19 protein-coding genes are annotated in these 17,891 nt (G+C 66.0%); 10 read left to right on the top strand and 9 right to left on the bottom strand.

Annotation, left to right across the window (positions count from 1 at the left end; translation table 11 throughout):
• Window position 1: 1 nt before the first annotated feature.
• The 3 genes from A5747_RS06055 to A5747_RS06065 are packed head-to-tail and all read left to right on the top strand — an operon-like array spanning window position 2 to window position 2,681.
• Entirely contained in the window at window positions 2-1,066 is a 1,065-nt protein-coding gene (locus A5747_RS06055; protein WP_076122726.1) for a thiolase domain-containing protein, read from the top strand.
• Window positions 1,066-2,253, top strand: a complete 1,188-nt coding sequence (locus A5747_RS06060; RefSeq protein ID WP_076122727.1) for a thiolase domain-containing protein — start codon at window positions 1,066-1,068, stop codon at window positions 2,251-2,253. Before A5747_RS06055 ends, A5747_RS06060 begins: the two co-directional genes overlap by 1 nt.
• A 2-nt stretch (window positions 2,254-2,255) precedes the next feature.
• Window positions 2,256-2,681, top strand: coding sequence for a nuclear transport factor 2 family protein (locus A5747_RS06065; RefSeq protein ID WP_076122728.1), 426 nt, complete (start codon window positions 2,256-2,258; stop codon window positions 2,679-2,681).
• A gap of 72 nt (window positions 2,682-2,753) precedes the next feature.
• Here the strand turns inward: A5747_RS06065 and A5747_RS06070 are convergent, their stop codons facing one another.
• Window positions 2,754-3,278: a gamma carbonic anhydrase family protein gene (locus A5747_RS06070; protein WP_076122729.1), complete on the bottom strand. Its 525-nt coding sequence runs from the start codon at window positions 3,276-3,278 to the stop codon at window positions 2,754-2,756.
• Window positions 3,279-3,393: 115 nt separating this feature from the next.
• Between A5747_RS06070 and A5747_RS06075 the strand changes: the two genes are divergently transcribed.
• Together A5747_RS06075 and A5747_RS06080 are read left to right on the top strand one after the other, a co-directional pair.
• Complete coding sequence (locus tag A5747_RS06075) at window positions 3,394-4,563, top strand: Rieske 2Fe-2S domain-containing protein (protein WP_076122730.1); 1,170 nt, start codon at window positions 3,394-3,396, stop codon at window positions 4,561-4,563.
• A gap of 4 nt (window positions 4,564-4,567) precedes the next feature.
• Complete coding sequence (locus A5747_RS06080) at window positions 4,568-5,020, top strand: hypothetical protein (RefSeq protein ID WP_076122731.1); 453 nt, start codon at window positions 4,568-4,570, stop codon at window positions 5,018-5,020.
• Window position 5,021: 1 nt separating this feature from the next.
• Here A5747_RS06080 and A5747_RS06085 read toward each other — a convergent pair whose 3' ends face one another.
• Window positions 5,022-5,594 carry a TetR/AcrR family transcriptional regulator gene (locus A5747_RS06085; RefSeq protein ID WP_233147962.1) on the bottom strand — a complete coding sequence of 191 codons (573 nt, stop codon included), beginning with the start codon at window positions 5,592-5,594 and terminating at the stop codon, window positions 5,022-5,024.
• A gap of 109 nt (window positions 5,595-5,703) precedes the next feature.
• Here A5747_RS06085 and A5747_RS06090 point away from each other — a divergent pair, with 109 nt between their 5' ends.
• The gene (locus A5747_RS06090) at window positions 5,704-5,994 is read left to right on the top strand and encodes a hypothetical protein (protein WP_233147963.1); all 291 of its coding nucleotides are present in this window, start codon (window positions 5,704-5,706) and stop codon (window positions 5,992-5,994) included.
• Here A5747_RS06090 and A5747_RS06095 read toward each other — a convergent pair whose 3' ends face one another.
• From A5747_RS06095 to A5747_RS06125, 7 genes are all read right to left on the bottom strand, one after another.
• The gene (locus tag A5747_RS06095; protein WP_076122734.1) at window positions 5,995-7,140 is read right to left on the bottom strand and encodes a sulfotransferase; all 1,146 of its coding nucleotides are present in this window, start codon (window positions 7,138-7,140) and stop codon (window positions 5,995-5,997) included. It abuts the gene before it with no gap.
• Complete coding sequence (locus A5747_RS06100) at window positions 7,140-7,922, bottom strand: SDR family oxidoreductase (RefSeq protein WP_076122735.1); 783 nt, start codon at window positions 7,920-7,922, stop codon at window positions 7,140-7,142. The genes A5747_RS06095 and A5747_RS06100 overlap by 1 nt, the downstream gene beginning before the upstream one ends.
• A gap of 2 nt (window positions 7,923-7,924) precedes the next feature.
• Entirely contained in the window at window positions 7,925-9,052 is a 1,128-nt protein-coding gene (locus A5747_RS06105; RefSeq protein ID WP_076122736.1) for a hypothetical protein, read from the bottom strand.
• An 88-nt stretch (window positions 9,053-9,140) separates the two neighbouring features.
• Window positions 9,141-9,440 carry a hypothetical protein gene (locus A5747_RS06110; protein WP_076122737.1) on the bottom strand — a complete coding sequence of 100 codons (300 nt, stop codon included), beginning with the start codon at window positions 9,438-9,440 and terminating at the stop codon, window positions 9,141-9,143.
• A 42-nt stretch (window positions 9,441-9,482) separates the two neighbouring features.
• Window positions 9,483-10,523: a 4-hydroxy-2-oxovalerate aldolase gene (gene dmpG / locus A5747_RS06115; RefSeq protein ID WP_076122738.1), complete on the bottom strand. Its 1,041-nt coding sequence runs from the start codon at window positions 10,521-10,523 to the stop codon at window positions 9,483-9,485.
• A complete protein-coding gene (locus A5747_RS06120; protein WP_076122739.1) occupies window positions 10,520-11,434 on the bottom strand; it encodes an acetaldehyde dehydrogenase (acetylating) in 915 nt (304 codons plus the stop codon). The genes dmpG and A5747_RS06120 overlap by 4 nt, the downstream gene beginning before the upstream one ends.
• Before the next feature lie 44 nt (window positions 11,435-11,478).
• Window positions 11,479-12,264, bottom strand: a complete 786-nt coding sequence (locus A5747_RS06125) for a 2-keto-4-pentenoate hydratase (protein WP_076122740.1) — start codon at window positions 12,262-12,264, stop codon at window positions 11,479-11,481.
• A 72-nt stretch (window positions 12,265-12,336) separates the two neighbouring features.
• Between A5747_RS06125 and kstD the strand changes: the two genes are divergently transcribed.
• The 4 genes from kstD (at window position 12,337) to A5747_RS06145 (ending at window position 17,832) form a co-directional block, all read left to right on the top strand.
• Window positions 12,337-14,028 carry a 3-oxosteroid 1-dehydrogenase gene (kstD, locus tag A5747_RS06130; RefSeq protein WP_076122780.1) on the top strand — a complete coding sequence of 564 codons (1,692 nt, stop codon included), beginning with the start codon at window positions 12,337-12,339 and terminating at the stop codon, window positions 14,026-14,028.
• A gap of 1 nt (window position 14,029) precedes the next feature.
• On the top strand, window positions 14,030-14,890 hold the full coding sequence (locus tag A5747_RS06135) for a MaoC family dehydratase (RefSeq protein ID WP_076116196.1): 861 nt from the start codon (window positions 14,030-14,032) through the stop codon (window positions 14,888-14,890).
• An 81-nt stretch (window positions 14,891-14,971) separates the two neighbouring features.
• On the top strand, window positions 14,972-16,726 hold the full coding sequence (locus A5747_RS06140; protein ID WP_076122741.1) for a cyclic nucleotide-binding and patatin-like phospholipase domain-containing protein: 1,755 nt from the start codon (window positions 14,972-14,974) through the stop codon (window positions 16,724-16,726).
• A 158-nt stretch (window positions 16,727-16,884) separates the two neighbouring features.
• Complete coding sequence (locus A5747_RS06145; RefSeq protein ID WP_076122742.1) at window positions 16,885-17,832, top strand: adenylate/guanylate cyclase domain-containing protein; 948 nt, start codon at window positions 16,885-16,887, stop codon at window positions 17,830-17,832.
• Window positions 17,833-17,891 lie beyond the last annotated feature (59 nt).

Here is a 17,891-nt window from a genome sequence, read left to right on the forward strand (position 1 = left end):
AATGAGCGCTCGCAACGTTGCGGTCGTCGGCTTCGCCCACGCCCCGCATGTCCGCCGCACCGACGGCACCACCAACGGCGTCGAGATGTTGATGCCGTGCTTCGCCGAGCTCTACGAGGAACTCGGCATCTCCCAGGCCGACATCGGCTTCTGGTGTTCAGGTTCTTCGGATTACCTTGCCGGGCGGGCCTTTTCGTTCATCTCCGCGATCGACTCGATCGGCGCGGTGCCGCCGATCAACGAATCGCACGTCGAGATGGACGCGGCCTGGGCCCTCTACGAGGCCTACATCAAGATCCTGACGGGCGAGGTCGACACCGCGCTGGTGTACGGCTTCGGCAAGTCCTCGGCCGGAACCCTGCGCCGTGTCCTGTCGCGGCAGACCGACCCCTACACCGTCGCGCCGCTCTGGCCGGACTCGGTGTCGATCGCGGGGCTACAGGCCCGCATCGGAATCGACGCCGAGAAGTGGAGTTTCGAGCAGATGGCGCGCGTCGCCCTGGATTCCTTCGCGCAGGCCAAACGGGTGGACTCCGTCGAATCCCCGATCACCATCGACGATTTGCTCGACCGGCCTTTCTTTGCCGACCCCCTGCGGCGCCACGACATCGCTCCGATCACCGACGGTGCCGCGGCGATCGTGCTCGCGGCCGACGACCGCGCCCGTGAATTGCGCGAAAACCCCGCCTGGATCACGGGAATCGAACATCGCATCGAGACGCCGGTGCTGGGCGCACGCGACCTCACCGAGTCGCCGTCGACGACGGCCGCGACCAAGGCGGCCACCGGCGGACACATCCGCAACCTCGACGTCGCCGAAATCCATGCGCCCTTCACCCATCAGCACCTGATCATCGCAGAGGCGATCCGGATTCCCGGGGCGACGAAGGTCAATCCGTCCGGCGGCACGCTGTCGGCCAACCCGATGTTCGTGGCCGGTCTTGAGCGCATCGGATTTGCGGCCCAACATATCTGGGATGGGTCGGCCGAGCGCGTGTTGGCGCATGCCACCAGCGGGCCGGCGCTGCAACAGAACCTAGTCGCGGTCATGGAAGGGAAGAACTGATGGCCGGTGCGGGAGCGGTCCTCGCCGCGGTGCTGGGTACCGGGCAGACCAAGTATGTCGCGAAGCGGCAAGACGTTTCGATGAACGGCCTGGTGCGCGAGGCCATCGACCGGGCGCTGGCCGACTCTGGATCCACCTTCGATGACATCGACGCCGTCGTGGTCGGCAAGGCGCCCGACTTCTTCGAGGGCGTGATGATGCCGGAGCTGTTCATGGCCGACGCCATGGGAGCCACCGGCAAGCCACTGATCCGGGTGCACACCGCGGGTTCGGTGGGTGGGTCCACCGGTGTGGTGGCCGCGAGCCTGGTCCAGTCGGGGAAGTACCGGCGCGTGCTGGCGATGGCCTGGGAAAAGCAGTCGGAATCAAATGCCATGTGGGCGTTGTCGATTCCGATCCCGTTTATCAAGCCGGTCGGTGCCGGCGCGGGCGGCTATTTCGCCCCGCACGTTCGGTCGTACATCCGCCGCTCGGGCGCTCCGTTGAACATCGGCGCCATGGTCGCGGTGAAGGACCGGCTCAACGGCGCCCGCAATCCGCTTGCGCACCTGCACCAGCCCGACATCACCCTGGAGAAGGTGATGGAGTCACCCATGCTGTGGGACCCGATCCGCTACGACGAGACGTGCCCGTCTTCCGACGGCGCGGCCGCGGTCGTCATCGGCGATGAGGAAATCGCAGAATCCCGGCTGGCGCAAGGACATCCGGTGGCGTGGATCCATGCGACGGCGCTGCGCACCGAACCGCTGCAGTTCTCGGGCCGCGATCAGGTCAGCCCGCAGGCTGGGCGCGACGCGGCCGCCGCGCTGTGGAAGGCGGCCGGCATCACCAGCCCAATCGACGAGATCGACGCCGCCGAGATCTACGTGCCGTTCTCGTGGTTCGAGCCGATGTGGTTGGAAAACCTCGGGTTTGCGCCCGAGGGCGAGGGCTGGAAGCTCACCGAGGCCGGCGAAACCCGGATCGGCGGACGGCTTCCGGTGAACCCGTCGGGCGGCGTGCTGTCGTCGAACCCGATCGGCGCGTCGGGCCTGATTCGCTTCGCCGAGGCGGCGATCCAGGTGATGGGCAAGGCCGGCGATCACCAGGTGCCGGGCGCGCGAAAGGCGTTGGGGCATGCCTACGGCGGCGGCTCGCAGTACTACTCGATGTGGGTGGTCGGCGCCGACAAGCCCGAAAGGGGTTGACAATGACCGAGACTCAGGAAAAGACCAAGAACCCCGCCCACGAGGCCGGCCGCCGCTCCCGCGAGGCCGTCATCGCCAGGGACAAGGAAGCGTGGCTGGCGGTGTTCGCCGACGACGCCATCGTCGAGGACCCGATCGGGCCGTCGCCGTTCGACCCGGAGGGCAAGGGTCACCGGGGCCGCGACGCGATCTCGGCGTTCTGGGACAAGGCGATCGCCCCCACCACCAAGATCGAGTTCGTCTTCCGCGACACCTACCAGTGCGGCAACGAGGAAGCCAACGTCGGGCACATCCTGATCACGACGGGCGACTACCAGACCACCGCGGAGGGCGTGTTCACCTACAAGGCCGACGACGAGGGCAAAATGCTCGCCCTGCGCGCTTACTGGGAGATCGATCGCGCGGTCGCGAACACCAAGAAGGTCTAACGCCGGACGCGAGCGTGCGGCCAGCCGCACACTCGGTTTCCACCGTGCGGCTGGCCGCGCGCTCGGCAAGGTCTAGATCGGCTCCAGCCCGGCGATATGCCGCTGCGCCAGGTCGCGATAGGCCTGCGGGTTGAGGTTGACCCACATCTCCGCGCCGGTTCCGGCGATCGGCCCCTTCACCTGGGCCGGCGATCCGACGGCGAGCATCCCGGCCGGAATCTGGGTGCCCGCCAGCACCAGCGACCCGGCCGCGATCAGGCTGCGCGCGCCGATCACCGCGCCGTCGAGAACGGTGGCGTGGTTGGCGATCAGCGCCTCGGATCCGACGTGAGCCCCATGGATGCAGCACAGGTGCGCCACTGTCGCCCCGGGACCGATGTCCACCGGGATGCCCGGCGGCGCGTGCAGCATCGACCCGTCCTGCACGTTGGCACCCTCGCGCACCACGATGGGCCCGTAGTCGCCGCGCAGCACGGCGTTGAACCACACCGACGCGCCCGCCTCGACCGTGACGTCGCCGATCAGGGTGGCCGTCGGGGCCACGAACGCGGAGGGATCGATCCGGGGCGAGCGACCCTCGAAAGAAAACAGCGGCATCGTTTACATATACCGCAGCGCGAATATCACGTGGCCAGACGCACCGTCATTGCGCATGGCGACCGCAAAACTGTAACGTGTTCTAGTTAGAGGGCTCGCAAGTTGGAGGTGACAGGTGAGTACCGATACCAAAGCGGTCGGCATCCGGGAAATCGATCCCGGTCCGTTGCCGACGAGGTACGCCCGCGGCTGGCACTGCCTGGGCGTCGCGAAAGACTTCCGGGACGGTAAGCCGCACTCGATCGAGGCGTTCGGCACCAAACTGGTCGTTTTCGCCGACTCGCATGGGGACCTGAAGGTGCTGGACGGCTATTGCCGCCACATGGGCGGTGACCTCTCCGAGGGCACCATCAAGGGCGACGAGGTCGCGTGCCCGTTCCACGACTGGCGCTGGGGCGGCGACGGCCGCTGCAAGCTGGTGCCGTATGCCAAGCGCACACCGAAGACGGCGCGCACCCGGTCCTGGACGACCGACGTGCGCGGTGGCCTGTTGTTCGTCTGGCACGACCACGAGGGCAACCCGCCGGACCCCGCGGTCCAGATCCCCGAGATTCCCGAAGCCCACAGCGACGAATGGACCGACTGGCGGTGGAACAGCGTCCTGATCGAGGGTTCCAACTGCCGCGACATCATCGACAACGTCACCGACATGGCGCACTTCTTCTACATCCATTTCGGTCTGCCGACGTACTTCAAGAACGTCTTCGAGGGCCACATCGCCTCGCAGTACCTGCACAACGTCGGCCGACCGGACGTCAACGACCTGGGCACCTCGTACGGGGAGGCGCACCTGGATTCTGAGGCGTCCTACTTCGGGCCGTCCTTCATGATCAACTGGCTGCACAACAAATACGGCGACTACAAAGCCGAGTCGATCCTGATCAACTGCCACTACCCGGTCACGCAGAATTCGTTCGTCCTGCAGTGGGGTGTCATCGTCGAAAAGCCCAAGGGCATGGACGAAAAGATGACCGACAAGCTGTCGCGGGTGTTCACCGAGGGCGTCAGCAAGGGCTTCATGCAGGACGTCGAAATCTGGAAACACAAGACCCGCATCGACAACCCGCTGCTGGTGGAGGAGGACGGCGCCGTCTATCAGTTGCGCCGCTGGTATCAGCAGTTCTACGTCGACGTCGCCGACATCCAGCCGGAAATGGTGGAGCGCTTCGAGATCGAGGTAGACACCACGCGCGCCAACGAATACTGGAACGCCGAGGTCGAAGAGAACCTGAAGGCGCGGGAATCCGAGCCCGCATCCGAAGAGGTACCCGCCGAACAACACTAGGCCCATGTCCGACGATCAGCCCGCGGTCCCCGACGTCGACCGACTCGCGCGTTCGATGTTGTTGCTGCACGGCGATCATCACGACCACGACGAGCGCGAGAGCCGGACGGGCCGGGGCGGTGGATCCTGGTCAAAGTCAAGAGATTTCGCCGACGATCCGCAGCGCGCCGCGGCGGTCGCCGACGCCACCCGCGCGGATCGCGATCGCTACCTCACCTCGGGGCTGCTGCCCGTGGATTGCCGGTTCTGTCACGTCACGGTCACCGTCAGGCGCCTTGGCCCGGGCCACACCGCGGTGCAATGGAACACCGAGGCCTCCCAGCGATGCGCGCACTTCGCCGAAATTCGCGAATCCGGCGGCGATACCGCACGCACCCGGTCCTGCCCGAAGTTGAGCGACAGCATCGAGCACGCCGTCGCCGAGGGCTATCTGGATTCGGTTTCCGACGACTACTGAGTCAATCGCCTTGCGGCAGTTTGGTGATCGCTTCGAAGGCCTCCATGAACACCGCCGCGATGTCGTCGTCAGGGGCGCTGGCCATCGGCTTCTTCTGCAACAGGACGCGCTGCACGCCGATGCCCAGCAGCAAGGCCGTCACCATGTCCGCGCGAATCCGGGCGTGGTCGGCGGTTATCCGCTTGGACAGGTTGCGGGTAAGGCCCTGCTCGAGTTGTGAGTTCAGCCGGGTCACCACCGCCGGGTCTCCGCTGGATCGGAGCAGCGCGAAGAGCGGGGCTTCGACGTCCCGTCGCGCCCCGAGGACCCGGGCGATCATTTGCCGGCCCACAGTGTCGTCGGCGGCGTTCCGGATTTCGTCGGTGTCTTCCGAGACGTCGGTGGCTTCCGCGAAAAGCCGTTGCTTCGAGCCGAAATAGCGGCGAACCAGGGTGACGTCGACGCCGGCTTTCGCGGCCACCTCGCGCAGGCCGACGGCGTTGTACCCCTGACCGAGGAACAGCTCCCGCGCCGCTGTCAGCAGTCGACTTCTGGTCGCACCGGCGTCGCGGCGCCGCGGCGCTGCATTGTCCATGCCGCTCCCTTCAGTTATGTCCACGACTGTAGACATCACCGCGGCGTTGCGCTAGCGTAGTAGCTATGTCTACGACTGTAGACATAGCAGTTACTCCAAGGAGGTCCTCATGACTGGAGTCATGCTGGTCAAGCAGCGAGTAGCCAGCGTCGACCGATGGAACGACGTGTTTCGCGACCCGGAGCTGGACGCGACGCGGCGCCGGCATGGGCTCGTGGTAACCGGGACCTACGTCGACGGCGACGATCCGAACACCGTTCTGGTCGTCATGGACATGGAAAACATCGACGCCGCACGGCAATTCGCAGCGTCGACCGAGCTCGCCGAGGCACGGGAGCGGGCGGGCGCGATCGGGTCTCCCGACGGGGTGTGGTTGGGGGCGCAGCGGATCGACGGCTGACTACAGCCCGGCGAAGCGCTCCTTGACCGCGTCGACGGTGAGCCCGTAATCGGCCAGTGAATACGTGTGTTTGGGCGCACGGGCGCCGGACTGGCTTTCGGCATGGCTTTTTTCCATCGCGGTCCGCGCCTCGTCGGTCAGCGTCAGCCCGAAGTGCCGGTAGATGTCGGCGACCGTACCCAAGGGATCGGCGATCAATTCCCGGTACTCGACGTCGTAGAACTGCGCCGGATCGTATTTGGCGCGTGCGGTGTTGAATCGTTCCAACCCACGCGACCAGGTTTCCATTGAGTCGGCGCCGATTTGGGCGCCGACGTACGTCGTCGACCAGCCCTCCGCGGTGTGCTGGGCCAGCGAGCACATCGAGGCCATGATCGTCTCGACCGGCCGATGGGTCTGGATCACCAGCGCATCGGGATAGGTCTTCATCAAGGCGTCCAGCGCGAAGAGATGGCTGGGGTTCTTCAGCACCCAACGCTTGTCGGCGTCGTTGAGCCCGATCAATTGAAGGTTCTTGCGGTGCCGACGATACGACGGAGTCCAGTCCTGCTCCGACAACCACTTTGAGTAGCTCGGCAGGTGCGCAAGGGTTTCGTAGGACACCGAATGCAACGATTGCCGCAGCAGTTGCCAGCATTCCTCCAGCTCGTATGCGGCCATGAAGTGCAGCCCGGTGTATCCGGGGTTTTCCGCGTGGTGCTGGGTGAACTGCGCATCGAGCTGGCGATACAGCGGGTTTGATTCCCAGGTTTCGCGCGGCGGGCGCGGCTGCGGGAACTCGGCCAACCACATGTGCAGGCCCTGGTGTGCCGGGTCGGCGCCGAGCAGCCGGTGCAGCGCCGTGGTGCCGGTGCGCACCAGCCCGGTGACGAAGATCGGCCGTTCGATAGCGACGTCAGCGTGCTGTGGGTGTTGCTTCCACGCGGATTCGGACAGCAGCCTGGCGACCAACGCGCCGCGCAGGAAGAACCGGTTCATCTTGCTGCCCAACACCGTTAGGCCCGCTTCGCGCCGGTACGAATCCAGCAAGACCTCCAGCGCTTCGAGGTAGTTGTCGTCGTTGGTGCCGAAGTCGTCCAGCCCGATCAGCTTGGTGGCCGATGCGTGCAACTCGTCGACGGTGCCGATATCGGTGCGATCTGACATCAGGTGTGGTACTCCCCGCAGTTGACGTCCAGGGTCTGTCCGGTGATTCCGCTGGACAGGTCGCTGGCCAGGAACAGGATCGCCGAAGCCACCTCGTCCTCGGTGGGCAACCGCTTGAGGTCGGAGTTCGCGGCGGTGGCCTGGTAGATCTGGTCCATCGTGGTGCCGTACTTGCCGGCTTGATGTTCGAAGTAAGACTGCAACGTGTCGCCCCAGATATAGCCGGGTGCAACGGAATTGACTCGGATGCCCTTCTCGCCCAGTTCGGTGGCCAGCGACTGCGACATCGACAGCAGGGCGGACTTGGCCATCTTGTACGCGCCGTATTTCGCCTGCGAGTGCCGCAGCACCATCGAGTTGACGTTCACGATCGATCCGCTCGACTTTTCCAGCGCGGGGGTGAAGGCCTGGATAAGCCGCAGCGCGCCCAGCGCGCTGAGCTCGATCGCGTCGCGGATGTGCTGAAATGTGGTGCCGGCCAACGGTTTCATCGACGGCACCCGGAAGGCGTTGTTGATCAGCACGTCCACTTTTCCGTAGGTCTCCATGGTGGCCTCGACGAGGTTGTTCACCGCGTCGTCGTCGGTGATGTCGGTGCGCACCGCGAGCGCCTGGTGTCCGGTGTCGGTGATCTCCTTGGCGACCCCCTCGATCCGTTCCACGGTGCGCGCCGCCAGTACCAGATCGGCGCCGTCGCGTGCGCACCGGTGCGCCAGCGTGGTGCCGAGACCCGGCCCGACCCCGCTGATGACCACGACCTTTCGTTTGAGCATGCCCGACATCGTCACCCCAGCATCCTGGCCGCAATTTGGCTTTGGCGCAACGCGATTCGCTCGCGCCACTGCTCCTCTGAGATCTTGTTGTGCTCGAAATGCGGCAGCGCGGCCGGTACGGCGTCGAAGTCGACCACCTCGACGGTGGGCCCGTCGGCCTCGGTGAGTTCACGAGATACCCGCTGCCAGCGGAACTGCAGAAAACCGCGTCGATGGCCGAGGGTTTCGACCCAGTTGGTCACCCCCGGATTCTGGTCGGCAACGACGATGCGGACCTTGCCGTCCGGATCCGCTTGAGCCTGGGTGTTGTTCAGCGAGGTCTGGTGGTTGATGTAGTCCAGCGAGATGTACCACAGGCTGCCCAGCTGGAAGCCGAGATACGGGGCGTCCGAAACCGGGATCGTGATCACCAGCGCCTGATCGGGCCGCAGATCGAAGTGCCCCACCGACGAGTACTGGGTTGCCAGGCCACCCGGAGTCAGCCGGGGCGGCACCATAGTGTTGACCGGGAGGTCGAGGTAGAACCACTGCGGGAACTGCAACCAGGTCTTCACACGGTTCACCAGCTGCTTACCCGCTGTGGCATAACGCTTTTCGATGAGCTGTCGGGTCAGCGGCGGGGGTGCGGTGCCGGCGGTGTCCAGCCTGGCGATGGTCAGCGTGCCGCGCTGCGCCGACCAGTCGCCATAGACCTCGCGAATCACCAACTGCCCGTTGCTGGTCGGCCGCACCCGCCACTCGAAGCTGCCGTCGGCGGCGATCTCAAGTTCCCGGTCGTCGAACGCCGCCTGGCTGGCTGGCACGTTGTCGTCGGTGTATTCGCCGCCGAGCAGCTGGAAGCTCAGGTCGGTGGTGGTGCCTCGCCGGCCGGTGACCACGTAGTCGTGGTCGGCATGCACCCGCGTGCCGAAATAGAGGGTGTCGGGGTTGTCGAGGCCCATCTTGGTGAAGGGGCCGGTGCCCGACTGCAGGAAGGGATGGTCACGCTCGTAGTCGAAGGCCAGGTGCTCACACGCGGCTATGCAGCCGGCCAGGTACTGCAGCCCTTCGAGCAGGTCGGCTTCGGATTCGATGTGCGGCGCGGCGGCGACGAGTTTCTCGGCTTCGGCGATCGCTTCGGTGAGGGGATCAGAGAACACGCCTAGACGCTAGAACGTGTTCTACTTTTTCGTCAATGGCGAACATTCTCGCGCGTCGTCGACGGCGCGCGACGACGACTGCCGCTCACTACGGCACGCACTGCTGGGACAGGTCGATCAGATGCTGCCGCACGTCCGGATGCCGATTCAGGTAGTCCAGAACGGTGCCGTTACCGCCCTCGGCCCGCGACCTGGCTTCCAGCTGCTGGTGAAGATCGGGATGGCGCTGCAGATAAGAGTCGATCGAATTACCCACGGTCTGATTGCACGGGGGATCAGCGTTGGCCACCGGCAGGGCGATCACCGCCGACGCCGCGGCAGCTAGCAGACCACCGGCGAGCACACCGCAGATTCCGCGGCGAGAACGGCTCGCTGTGTTGGATGTCATGCGCGCCAGGTTACTCGCGCAAAATTGACCGCGTCGTCGTCGTCAGTGCGTGACGGCGGCGCCGCTCTCCTGCTCGCGCTTGATTTCCAGCGCGATGTCGATGAGTTGGTCTTCCTGGCCGCCGATGAGCTTGCGCTGACCGGCCCGGTGCAACAGCGCCGCCGCGGGCACCCCGTAGCGTTCGGCCTGGCGCACCGCGTGCTTGAGGAAGCTCGAGTACACCCCGGAGTAGCCCATGATCAGCGCGTTGCGGTCGAGCAGGCACTCGGCCGGCATCGCCGGCCGCACCACGTCCTCGGCGGCGTCGGCGATGTCGAAGAAGTCGATGCCGGTCTTGACGCCGATCTTGTCGAACACCCCGATGAGGGCCTCCACGGGGGCATTGCCCGCGCCGGCCCCGAAACGGCGCACGCTGCCGTCGATCTGCTTGGCGCCGGCCCGGACGGCCTCGACCGAGTTGGCCACCCCCAAGCCGAGGTTTTCGTGCCCGTGGAAGCCGACCTGGCCGTCGTCCCCGAGTTCGGCGACCAGCGCGGCCACCCGGTCGCGCACCCCTTCGAGGACCAGCGCCCCGGCCGAATCGACCACGTAGACGCACTGGCATCCGGCGTCGGCCATGATGCGGGCCTGCGCGGCCAGCTTCTCCGGCGGGATGGTGTGGGACATCATCAGGAACCCGACGGTCTCCAGGCCCAGCTCGCGGGCCAGGCCGAAGTGCTGGATCGACACGTCGGCTTCGGTGCAGTGAGTGGCGATGCGGCAGATCGACCCGCCGTTGTCCTGCGCTTCCTTGATGTCGTCTTTGGTGCCCACTCCGGGCAGCATCAGGAACGCGATCCTGGCCTCTTTGGCGGTCTCGGCCGCGAGCTTGATCAGCTCCTGCTCGGGCGTCTTCGAGAATCCGTAGTTGAAGCTCGAGCCGCCCAGTCCGTCGCCGTGCGTCACTTCGATGACCGGAACGCCGGCCGCATCCAGGGCGGCCACGATGGCGTGGACCTCGTCCTTGGTGAACTGATGCCGTTTGTGGTGCGACCCGTCGCGCAGTGAAGTGTCCGTGATCCGGACGTCCCAAATGCCGGTCATCGTGTACCTCCCGCAACGGAAAGCGTTTCCTTGGCGATCTCCTCGCCGACCTTGGTGGCCGCCGCGGTCATGATGTCGAGGTTTCCCGCATACGGGGGCAGGTAATCGCCCGCGCCCTCGACCTCGATGAACGTGGTGACCAGCGCCCGGCCGCCGGAGTTCATCGACGGCTCGTCGAACTGCGGCTCGTTGAGCAGCCGGTAGCCCGGCACATAGGTCTGCACCTCTGCCACCACGTCGTGGATGGACTTGGCGATCGCGTCGCGGTCGGCATCCTCGGGGATGGCGCAGAAGATGGTGTCGCGCATGATCATCGGCGGGTCGGCCGGGTTCAGGATGATGATCGCCTTGCCGCGTTCGGCGCCGCCGATGGTTTCCACGCCCTTGCTGGTGGTCTTGGTGAACTCATCGATATTCGCGCGGGTGCCGGGCCCGGCCGACACCGAAGCCACCGACGCGACGATCTCGGCGTAGGGCACGTCGACAACCCGGGACACGGCGTAGACGATCGGGATGGTTGCCTGCCCGCCGCAGGTGATCATGTTGACGTTGGGCGCATCCAGATGTTCGCGCAGGTTGGCCGGCGGGATCACCGCGGGGCCGACCGCGGCGGGCGTCAGGTCGATGGCCCGGATCCCCGCGGCCGCGTACTTCGGGGCGGCGTCCCGGTGCACGTACGCGCTCGTCGCCTCGAACACCAGGTCGGGCTTTTCAGACTGCGCCAGCAGCCAGTCGACGCCTTCGTGGGTGGTCTCCAGACCCAGCTTGCGGGCCCGGGCCAGGCCCTCGCTTTCCGGGTCGATCCCCACCATCCAGCGCGGCTCCAGCCAGTCCGATCTCAGCAGCTTGTAGAGCAGATCCGTGCTGATATTTCCGGACCCGACGATGGCCACGCTTGCCTTAGACGGCATGTCGACTCTCCTGGTATTTGGACTAGTTCAAAAGTAATCCGGCGCTATTCGAAGGACAACCGCACCGAACCGAGACCCGTGAAGTCTGCGACGAACTCGTCTCCGGCGCGTGCATCGATCGCGCGGGTGCACGATCCGGGTAACACGATGTCACCTTTTCGCAGCCGGACGCCGAAGCTTTCCACCTTGCGGGACAACCACGCGACCGCGGTGACCGGGTTACCGAGCACGGCGTCGCTGCGGCCCTCCGCAATCACCTCGCCGTTACGGGTGAGCACCGCATCGATCGCCTTGACGTCGATATCGCCCGGCGCCACCCGCGCCTGCCCCAGCACGAAGCCCGCGGACGAGGCGTTGTCGGCGATGGTGTCGCACAGCGCGATCTTCCAGTCGGTGATCCTGGTGTCGATCAGTTCGATCGACGGAGCCAGGGCTTCGGTGGCCGCCAGCACGTCATCCTCGGTGCAACCGGCCCCCGGGAGGTCGGCGCCCAGGATGAAAGCGACTTCCACCTCCACCCGCGGCAGCAGATAGCGGCCCGCCTTGACCGGGGTGTCCTCGAACACCTGCATCTCGTCGAGCAGATGCCCGTAGTCCGGCTCGTCGACACCCATCATCTGCTGCATCGCCTTCGACGAGAGCCCGACTTTGTGGCCCAGGACCCGGGCCCCCTCGGCCACGCGCTGCCGGATATTGATCAGTTGGATCTCATAGGCGTCGACGACGTCGATGTCTGGGTAGGCGGCGGTGAGCGGACTGATCGCCTCTCGACTTCGCTCGGCCTGCGCCAGGTCGGCTGCCAGCTCGTCGCGCGTGGCAACACTGAGCATTTACCGAAGTCCCCTCGTCCGTGTGACCGGGCCAGTAGCGCCCGACCCGGGCAATTCTATAACGTGTTCTACATGACAGCGCAGGAGTACGACGTCGTCGTGGTCGGGAGCGGCGGAGCCGGCATGGTTGCTGCCCTCGCCGCCGCGCACCGAGGCCTTTCGACAGTAGTCATCGAAAAGGCCCCCCACTTCGGCGGCTCCACCGCGCGGTCCGGGGGCGGGGTCTGGATTCCGAACAACGAGGTGCTACGGCGCGACGGCGTCAAAGACACGCCCGAAGCCGCCCGCACCTACCTACGCGGAATCATCGGCGACATCGTCGAGCCCGAACGCATCGACGCCTACCTCGAACGCGGGCCCGAGATGCTGTCGTTCGTGCTCAAGCACACGCCGCTGAAGATGTGCTGGGTGCCGCGCTACTCCGACTACTACCCCGAAGCGCCGGGCGGCCGCGCCGGAGGACGCTCGATCGAGCCGAAGCCGTTCAACGCCCGCAAGCTCGGCGCCGACGAGTCGGGGCTGGAGCCCGCGTATGGCAAGGTGCCGCTGAATGTGGTTGTGATGCAACAGGACTACGTGCGGCTGAATCAGCTGAAGCGACACCCGCGGGGGGTGCTGCGCAGCCTGAAGGTCGGCGCGCGCACGATGTGGGCCAAGGCGACCGGAAAGAACCTGGTCGGTATGGGCCGGGCCCTGATCGGACCGCTGCGGATCGGTCTACAACGTGCCGGCGTCCCCGTCCTGCTCAACACCGCACTCACCGACCTGTACGTCGAGGACGGGGTGGTGCGTGGGGTGTATGTCCTCGATACGAGAGCTTCGGAATCGGCTGAGCCCCAGCTGATCCGGGCCCGGCGCGGCGTGATACTGGCCAGCGGCGGATTCGAGCACAACGAACAGATGCGGGTGAAATATCAGCGTGCGCCGATCACCACCGAATGGACCGTGGGCGCCAAGGCCAATACTGGCGACGGCATCCTCGCCGGCGAAAAGCTCGGTGCCGCCTTGGATCTCATGGAAGACGCGTGGTGGGGACCGACCGTGCCGCTTGTCGGTGCGCCGTGGTTCGCCCTGTCGGAGCGCAATTCGCCGGGATCGATCATCGTCAACATGTCCGGCAAGCGGTTCATGAACGAATCGATGCCGTATGTCGAGGCCTGCCACCACATGTACGGCGGGGAATTCGGCCAGGGGCCGGGGCCGGGCGAGAACATCCCGGCGTGGCTGGTGTTCGACCAGCGATACCGCGACCGCTACATCTTCGCGGGTTTGCAGCCCGGGCAACGCATTCCGCGCAAATGGCTGGAATCCGGCGTGATCATCCAGGCCGCCACACTGGAGGAGCTGGCATCCAAGGCCGGTTTGCCCGTGACCGAATTCGCCGCGACGGTAGAGCGGTTCAACGACTTTGCGCGGTCGGGGGTTGACGAGGACTACCACCGCGGCGAAAGCGCCTACGACCAGTATTACGGCGACCCGACCAACAAGCCGAATCCCAATCTCGGCGAGATCAGCCAGCCGCCGTACTACGCCGCCAAGATGGTGCCAGGGGACCTCGGTACGAAGGGCGGCATCCGCACCGACGTCCACGGCCGTGCCCTGCGCGACGACGGGACGATCATCGAAGGCCTTTACGCCGCAGGCAATGTCAGTGCCCCAGTGATGGGACACACCTATCCCGGCCCCGGCGGCACGATCGGACCGGCGATGACCTTCGGATATCTGGCGGCGCTGCACATTGCTGATCAGGGCGGGAGCAACTGATATGCCTATTGACGTGGACGTCGCACTGGCGGCGGAGCTGGACCCTATTGAATTCTCTTGGGTCAGCAGCGATATCCAGCTCTACCACCTCGGGCTGGGTGCCGGCGCCGATCCGATGGACCCCCGCGAGCTTCGTTACCTGATCGACGACACGCCCCAGGTGCTACCGACGTTCGGCAACGTGGCCGCGACTTTTCACGCCACCAAACCGCCGACCGTGAAGTTTCCCGGGATCGACATCGAGCTGGGCAAGGTACTGCACGCCAGCGAGCGGGTGGAAGTGCCCGGGCCGCTGCCGCCGTCCGGTTCCGCGCGCGCCGTCACGCGGTTCACCGACATCTGGGACAAGGGCAAGGCCGCCGTGATCTGGAGCGAGACGACGGTCAGCGCACCCGACGGCACCCTGCTGTGGACCCAGAAGCGATCGATCTTCGCCCGCGGCGAGGGCGGATTCGGTGGGGAACGCGGGCCGTCTTCGGCCGACGCGGCGCCGGACCGAGCTCCCGACCTGGAGGTCGACATGCCGATCCTGCCGCAGCAGGCGCTGCTCTACCGGCTGTGCGGCGATCGCAACCCGCTGCACTCGGATCCGGAATTCGCAGCCGCCGCAGGCTTTTCCCGGCCCATCCTGCACGGTCTGTGCACCTACGGCATGACCTGCAAGGCGATCACCGACGCCCTGCTGGACGGCGATGCCGGCGCCGTAGCCGCCTACGGCGCGCGTTTCGCCGGTGTGGCGTTTCCCGGTGAAACGCTCAGGGTTGGCATCTGGAAGGAGAACGGCCGATTCCTGGCCAGCGTCGTTGCGCCTTCGCGTGACGACGCCGTCGTGCTTAGCGGCGTCGAACTTCTGCCCGCATAGCGCCTTTGCGCGCGGCGGGTTACCGCTAAACTGCGGAACATGCTTTCCGTCCTTGGGCCGGGACACCAATAGCAGTACCTCATGAGCCCCAAACGGGAGTCACCCGTACCGCGTGCGGTCGATGAGCGAACCGCACTGCGGAATATTCCGATATTCGCTGAGATCGACGACGAGCAACTCGATCGACTCTCGAGCGCGGTAGCTCGCCAGTACATCCCCGCCAACGAGTGGCTATTTCGCATGGGAGACCCGCCTGACGCCTTCTATGTCATCGCCTCGGGGCGATTCGCTGCGGTCGGTCCTGATGGACAGGTGTTTCGTGAGATGGCAGCCGGCGAGTCGGTCGGAGACCTGGGCGTGATCACCGGTGCCGCTCGCTCGGCCGGAATACGAGCCCTTCGGGACGGCGTCGTCTGGAAGATCGCCGCCGACACGTTCACCGAAGTGCTCGCGAAGGCTCCGTCACTGCAGTATGCGATGTTCCGCGCGATGGCAGGGATGCTTCGCGAGTCACGATCGGCCAACGTCTCTCGGGGTCGCCGGGTGGTCGGCGTGCTGTCGACCGGGGATGTGGCCGCGGCCCCGATCGTCGACACGGTCGTGACTCGCCTGGGACCGCACGGTGACGCCGCGGTGGTCGCGCCGCCCGTCGACACGACGGCTGGCGCGAATCACTACGGCGAGCTCGTCGAAGCGTTCAGCGAGACCGTTGACCGGATGGAGCGAAGCAACGATTGGGTCTTGCTGGTGGCCGATCGAGGCTCGGGCGACAACTGGCGACGATATGTCGTCGCGCAAAGCGACCGACTCGTGGTCCTCGCGGATCAAGCCCATCCGCCGGAAGCGCTCGATCCACCCGTTACGCAAAAGCCGGTCCACCTGGTCACGTGTGACGTGGTGCCGGATCCCAGCTGGTGGGACTTGCTGCAGCCGGTCTCCCATCACCAGGCCGACGACGGCGGAATCGGTGCCCTGGCGCGCAGGATCGCCGGCCGATCGCTGGGTCTGGTGCTAGGCGGCGGTGGCGCCCGGGGGCTCGCGCATTACGGCGTCTACGAAGAGCTCACCCGGGCGGGCATCGTCATCGACAGGTTCGGCGGCACGAGCGCCGGTGCTCTCGCCGCGGCAACCTTCGCGCTGGGGCTGGACGCCCCCGATGCGACCGCCGCGGCACGAGAGTTCATCGCGGAAACTCGGCCGGTTAGCGACTACACGATCCCCGCGGTAGCCCTCACGCGAGGCCGGCGCGTCGATCGCCTGGTAGAGGGATTCTTCGGCAGCGGGACCCTGATCGAGCATCTGCCAAGGGAGTTCTTCTCCGTGTCGACGGACATGATCACGGGCGACCAGGTCATCCATCGGCGTGGACTTTTGTGGGTCGCCGTGCGCGCGTCGATCTCGATCCCCGGTCTCATGCCGCCGGTGCAACGCGGCGAGCAGCTCCTCGTCGACGGTGGACTGTTGAACATCCTCCCGGCCGACTTGATGTGCGCCGACCCGGACGGCGAGGTCATCTGCGTCGATCTGCGCACGACGTACGTGCCATCGAAGGGCTTTGGTCCGCTGCCGGCAATGCTTCAGCCTCCCGCATTCGTCCGGCGGCTGCTGACCGGGACGGATGTGGCCCTACCACCGCTGCAAGAGACATTGCTTCGCAGCGTTGAACTTGCGGCCCCCAAAGGAAATCTGCGCGAGTTCCCCCGAGTGGCGGCGATCATCGAGCCGGACGTCTCGGCGATCGGTCCGCTGGACTTCAAAAACATCGATGCCGCCCTGGAAGCCGGGCGGATCGCGACCCGGGCGGCCCTGGAAGCACAGCCGGCGCTTGTTCGCTGAGCGTCGGCCCTGCTTGTAGCATTAGCTCTGCAACCAACGGCTCTTCAGATGGACGCTTCGTGTGTGCACCAGGTCGTCAAGCCGGGCGGGGCAGACAACACGGGGTCTCGCTCGCGACATCGCACGCGGCCGTTCCAGCGCGGCTAGGTTGGTAATTCATGCGCTCCGATTGGTGGGACAAGCCACAGGCCCATCTCGACATGCGCATAAACGGCGCCGACGTGAGTGTGCCGATTTTCGATCAACTCTTCGTCGGCCGTCAGTGCGCGGGGATCGACGAACAACGCCGGCTGGTTATCCCCGATCCGAACATCTCACGTAACCACCTCGAGATCCGCTTGGACGTCAGCACCGACCGGGCATACCTCATCGACACCAGCACCAACGGGACGTTGCTCAACGGCATGCCGCTGGAGCGCGCCGTGCAGGTCCCTCTCAAGCCCGACGACCGGATCTCGGTGGGCGACGTCGTGCTCACCTTCCGGTCGGACCGGTTCAACGCAGTCGGGGTGACCAACACCAGCCCGACGCTGACGCGGATCGTCGAGGAGACCATGGTGATGGTGGTCGGGGATATCACCAACTACTCGACGATCTCCGAAGTCACCGACAACCAGGTTATCGCCCGGAGCCTGAACTACCTTTGGCACGAGCTCGGCCGCGTCCTGCGCGCCCACCGCGGCACGCTCAACCATTACGCCGGTGATGCGCTGTACGCGGTGTGGGAACTGCGGACGATTCCGGCGGCGAACGAGCTCGCGATCGACTTCGCGCTCGCCGCGAACCGAAGGGTCGAGGAGCTCGGGCCCTCGCTTCCGCTGCGCGCCCCGGACGGCTCGCCGATTCGCATGGGTTGGGGCGTGGTGCAGGGCCGGGCCGCGATCGCGGCGATGACACGAACGGTCACGGCCGTCATCGGCGACGCGACCAACGTGGCGTTCCGGCTGGCCGGCATTGCCGGGCGCGCGGGTTATGCCGACGTGATGGTCAGCGCCGGCGTGCATGCTGCCGTCGAGGCGCAATACGTGTGGGGCCACCCCGAGCAGGTAGAGATCAAGGGCCGGCGCGGGACGGAGACCGTCTTTCCGGTTGTCGGCCGCTGCTAGCCGGCCGTTGCCTCCCCTTGTGCCGAACGTGCGGCTAGCCGCACACTCGACGCCCAACG

The organism is Mycobacterium sp. IS-836 (genome assembly GCF_001954275.1).
In the GTDB taxonomy this organism is placed as follows: Bacteria; Actinomycetota; Actinomycetes; order Mycobacteriales; family Mycobacteriaceae; genus Mycobacterium.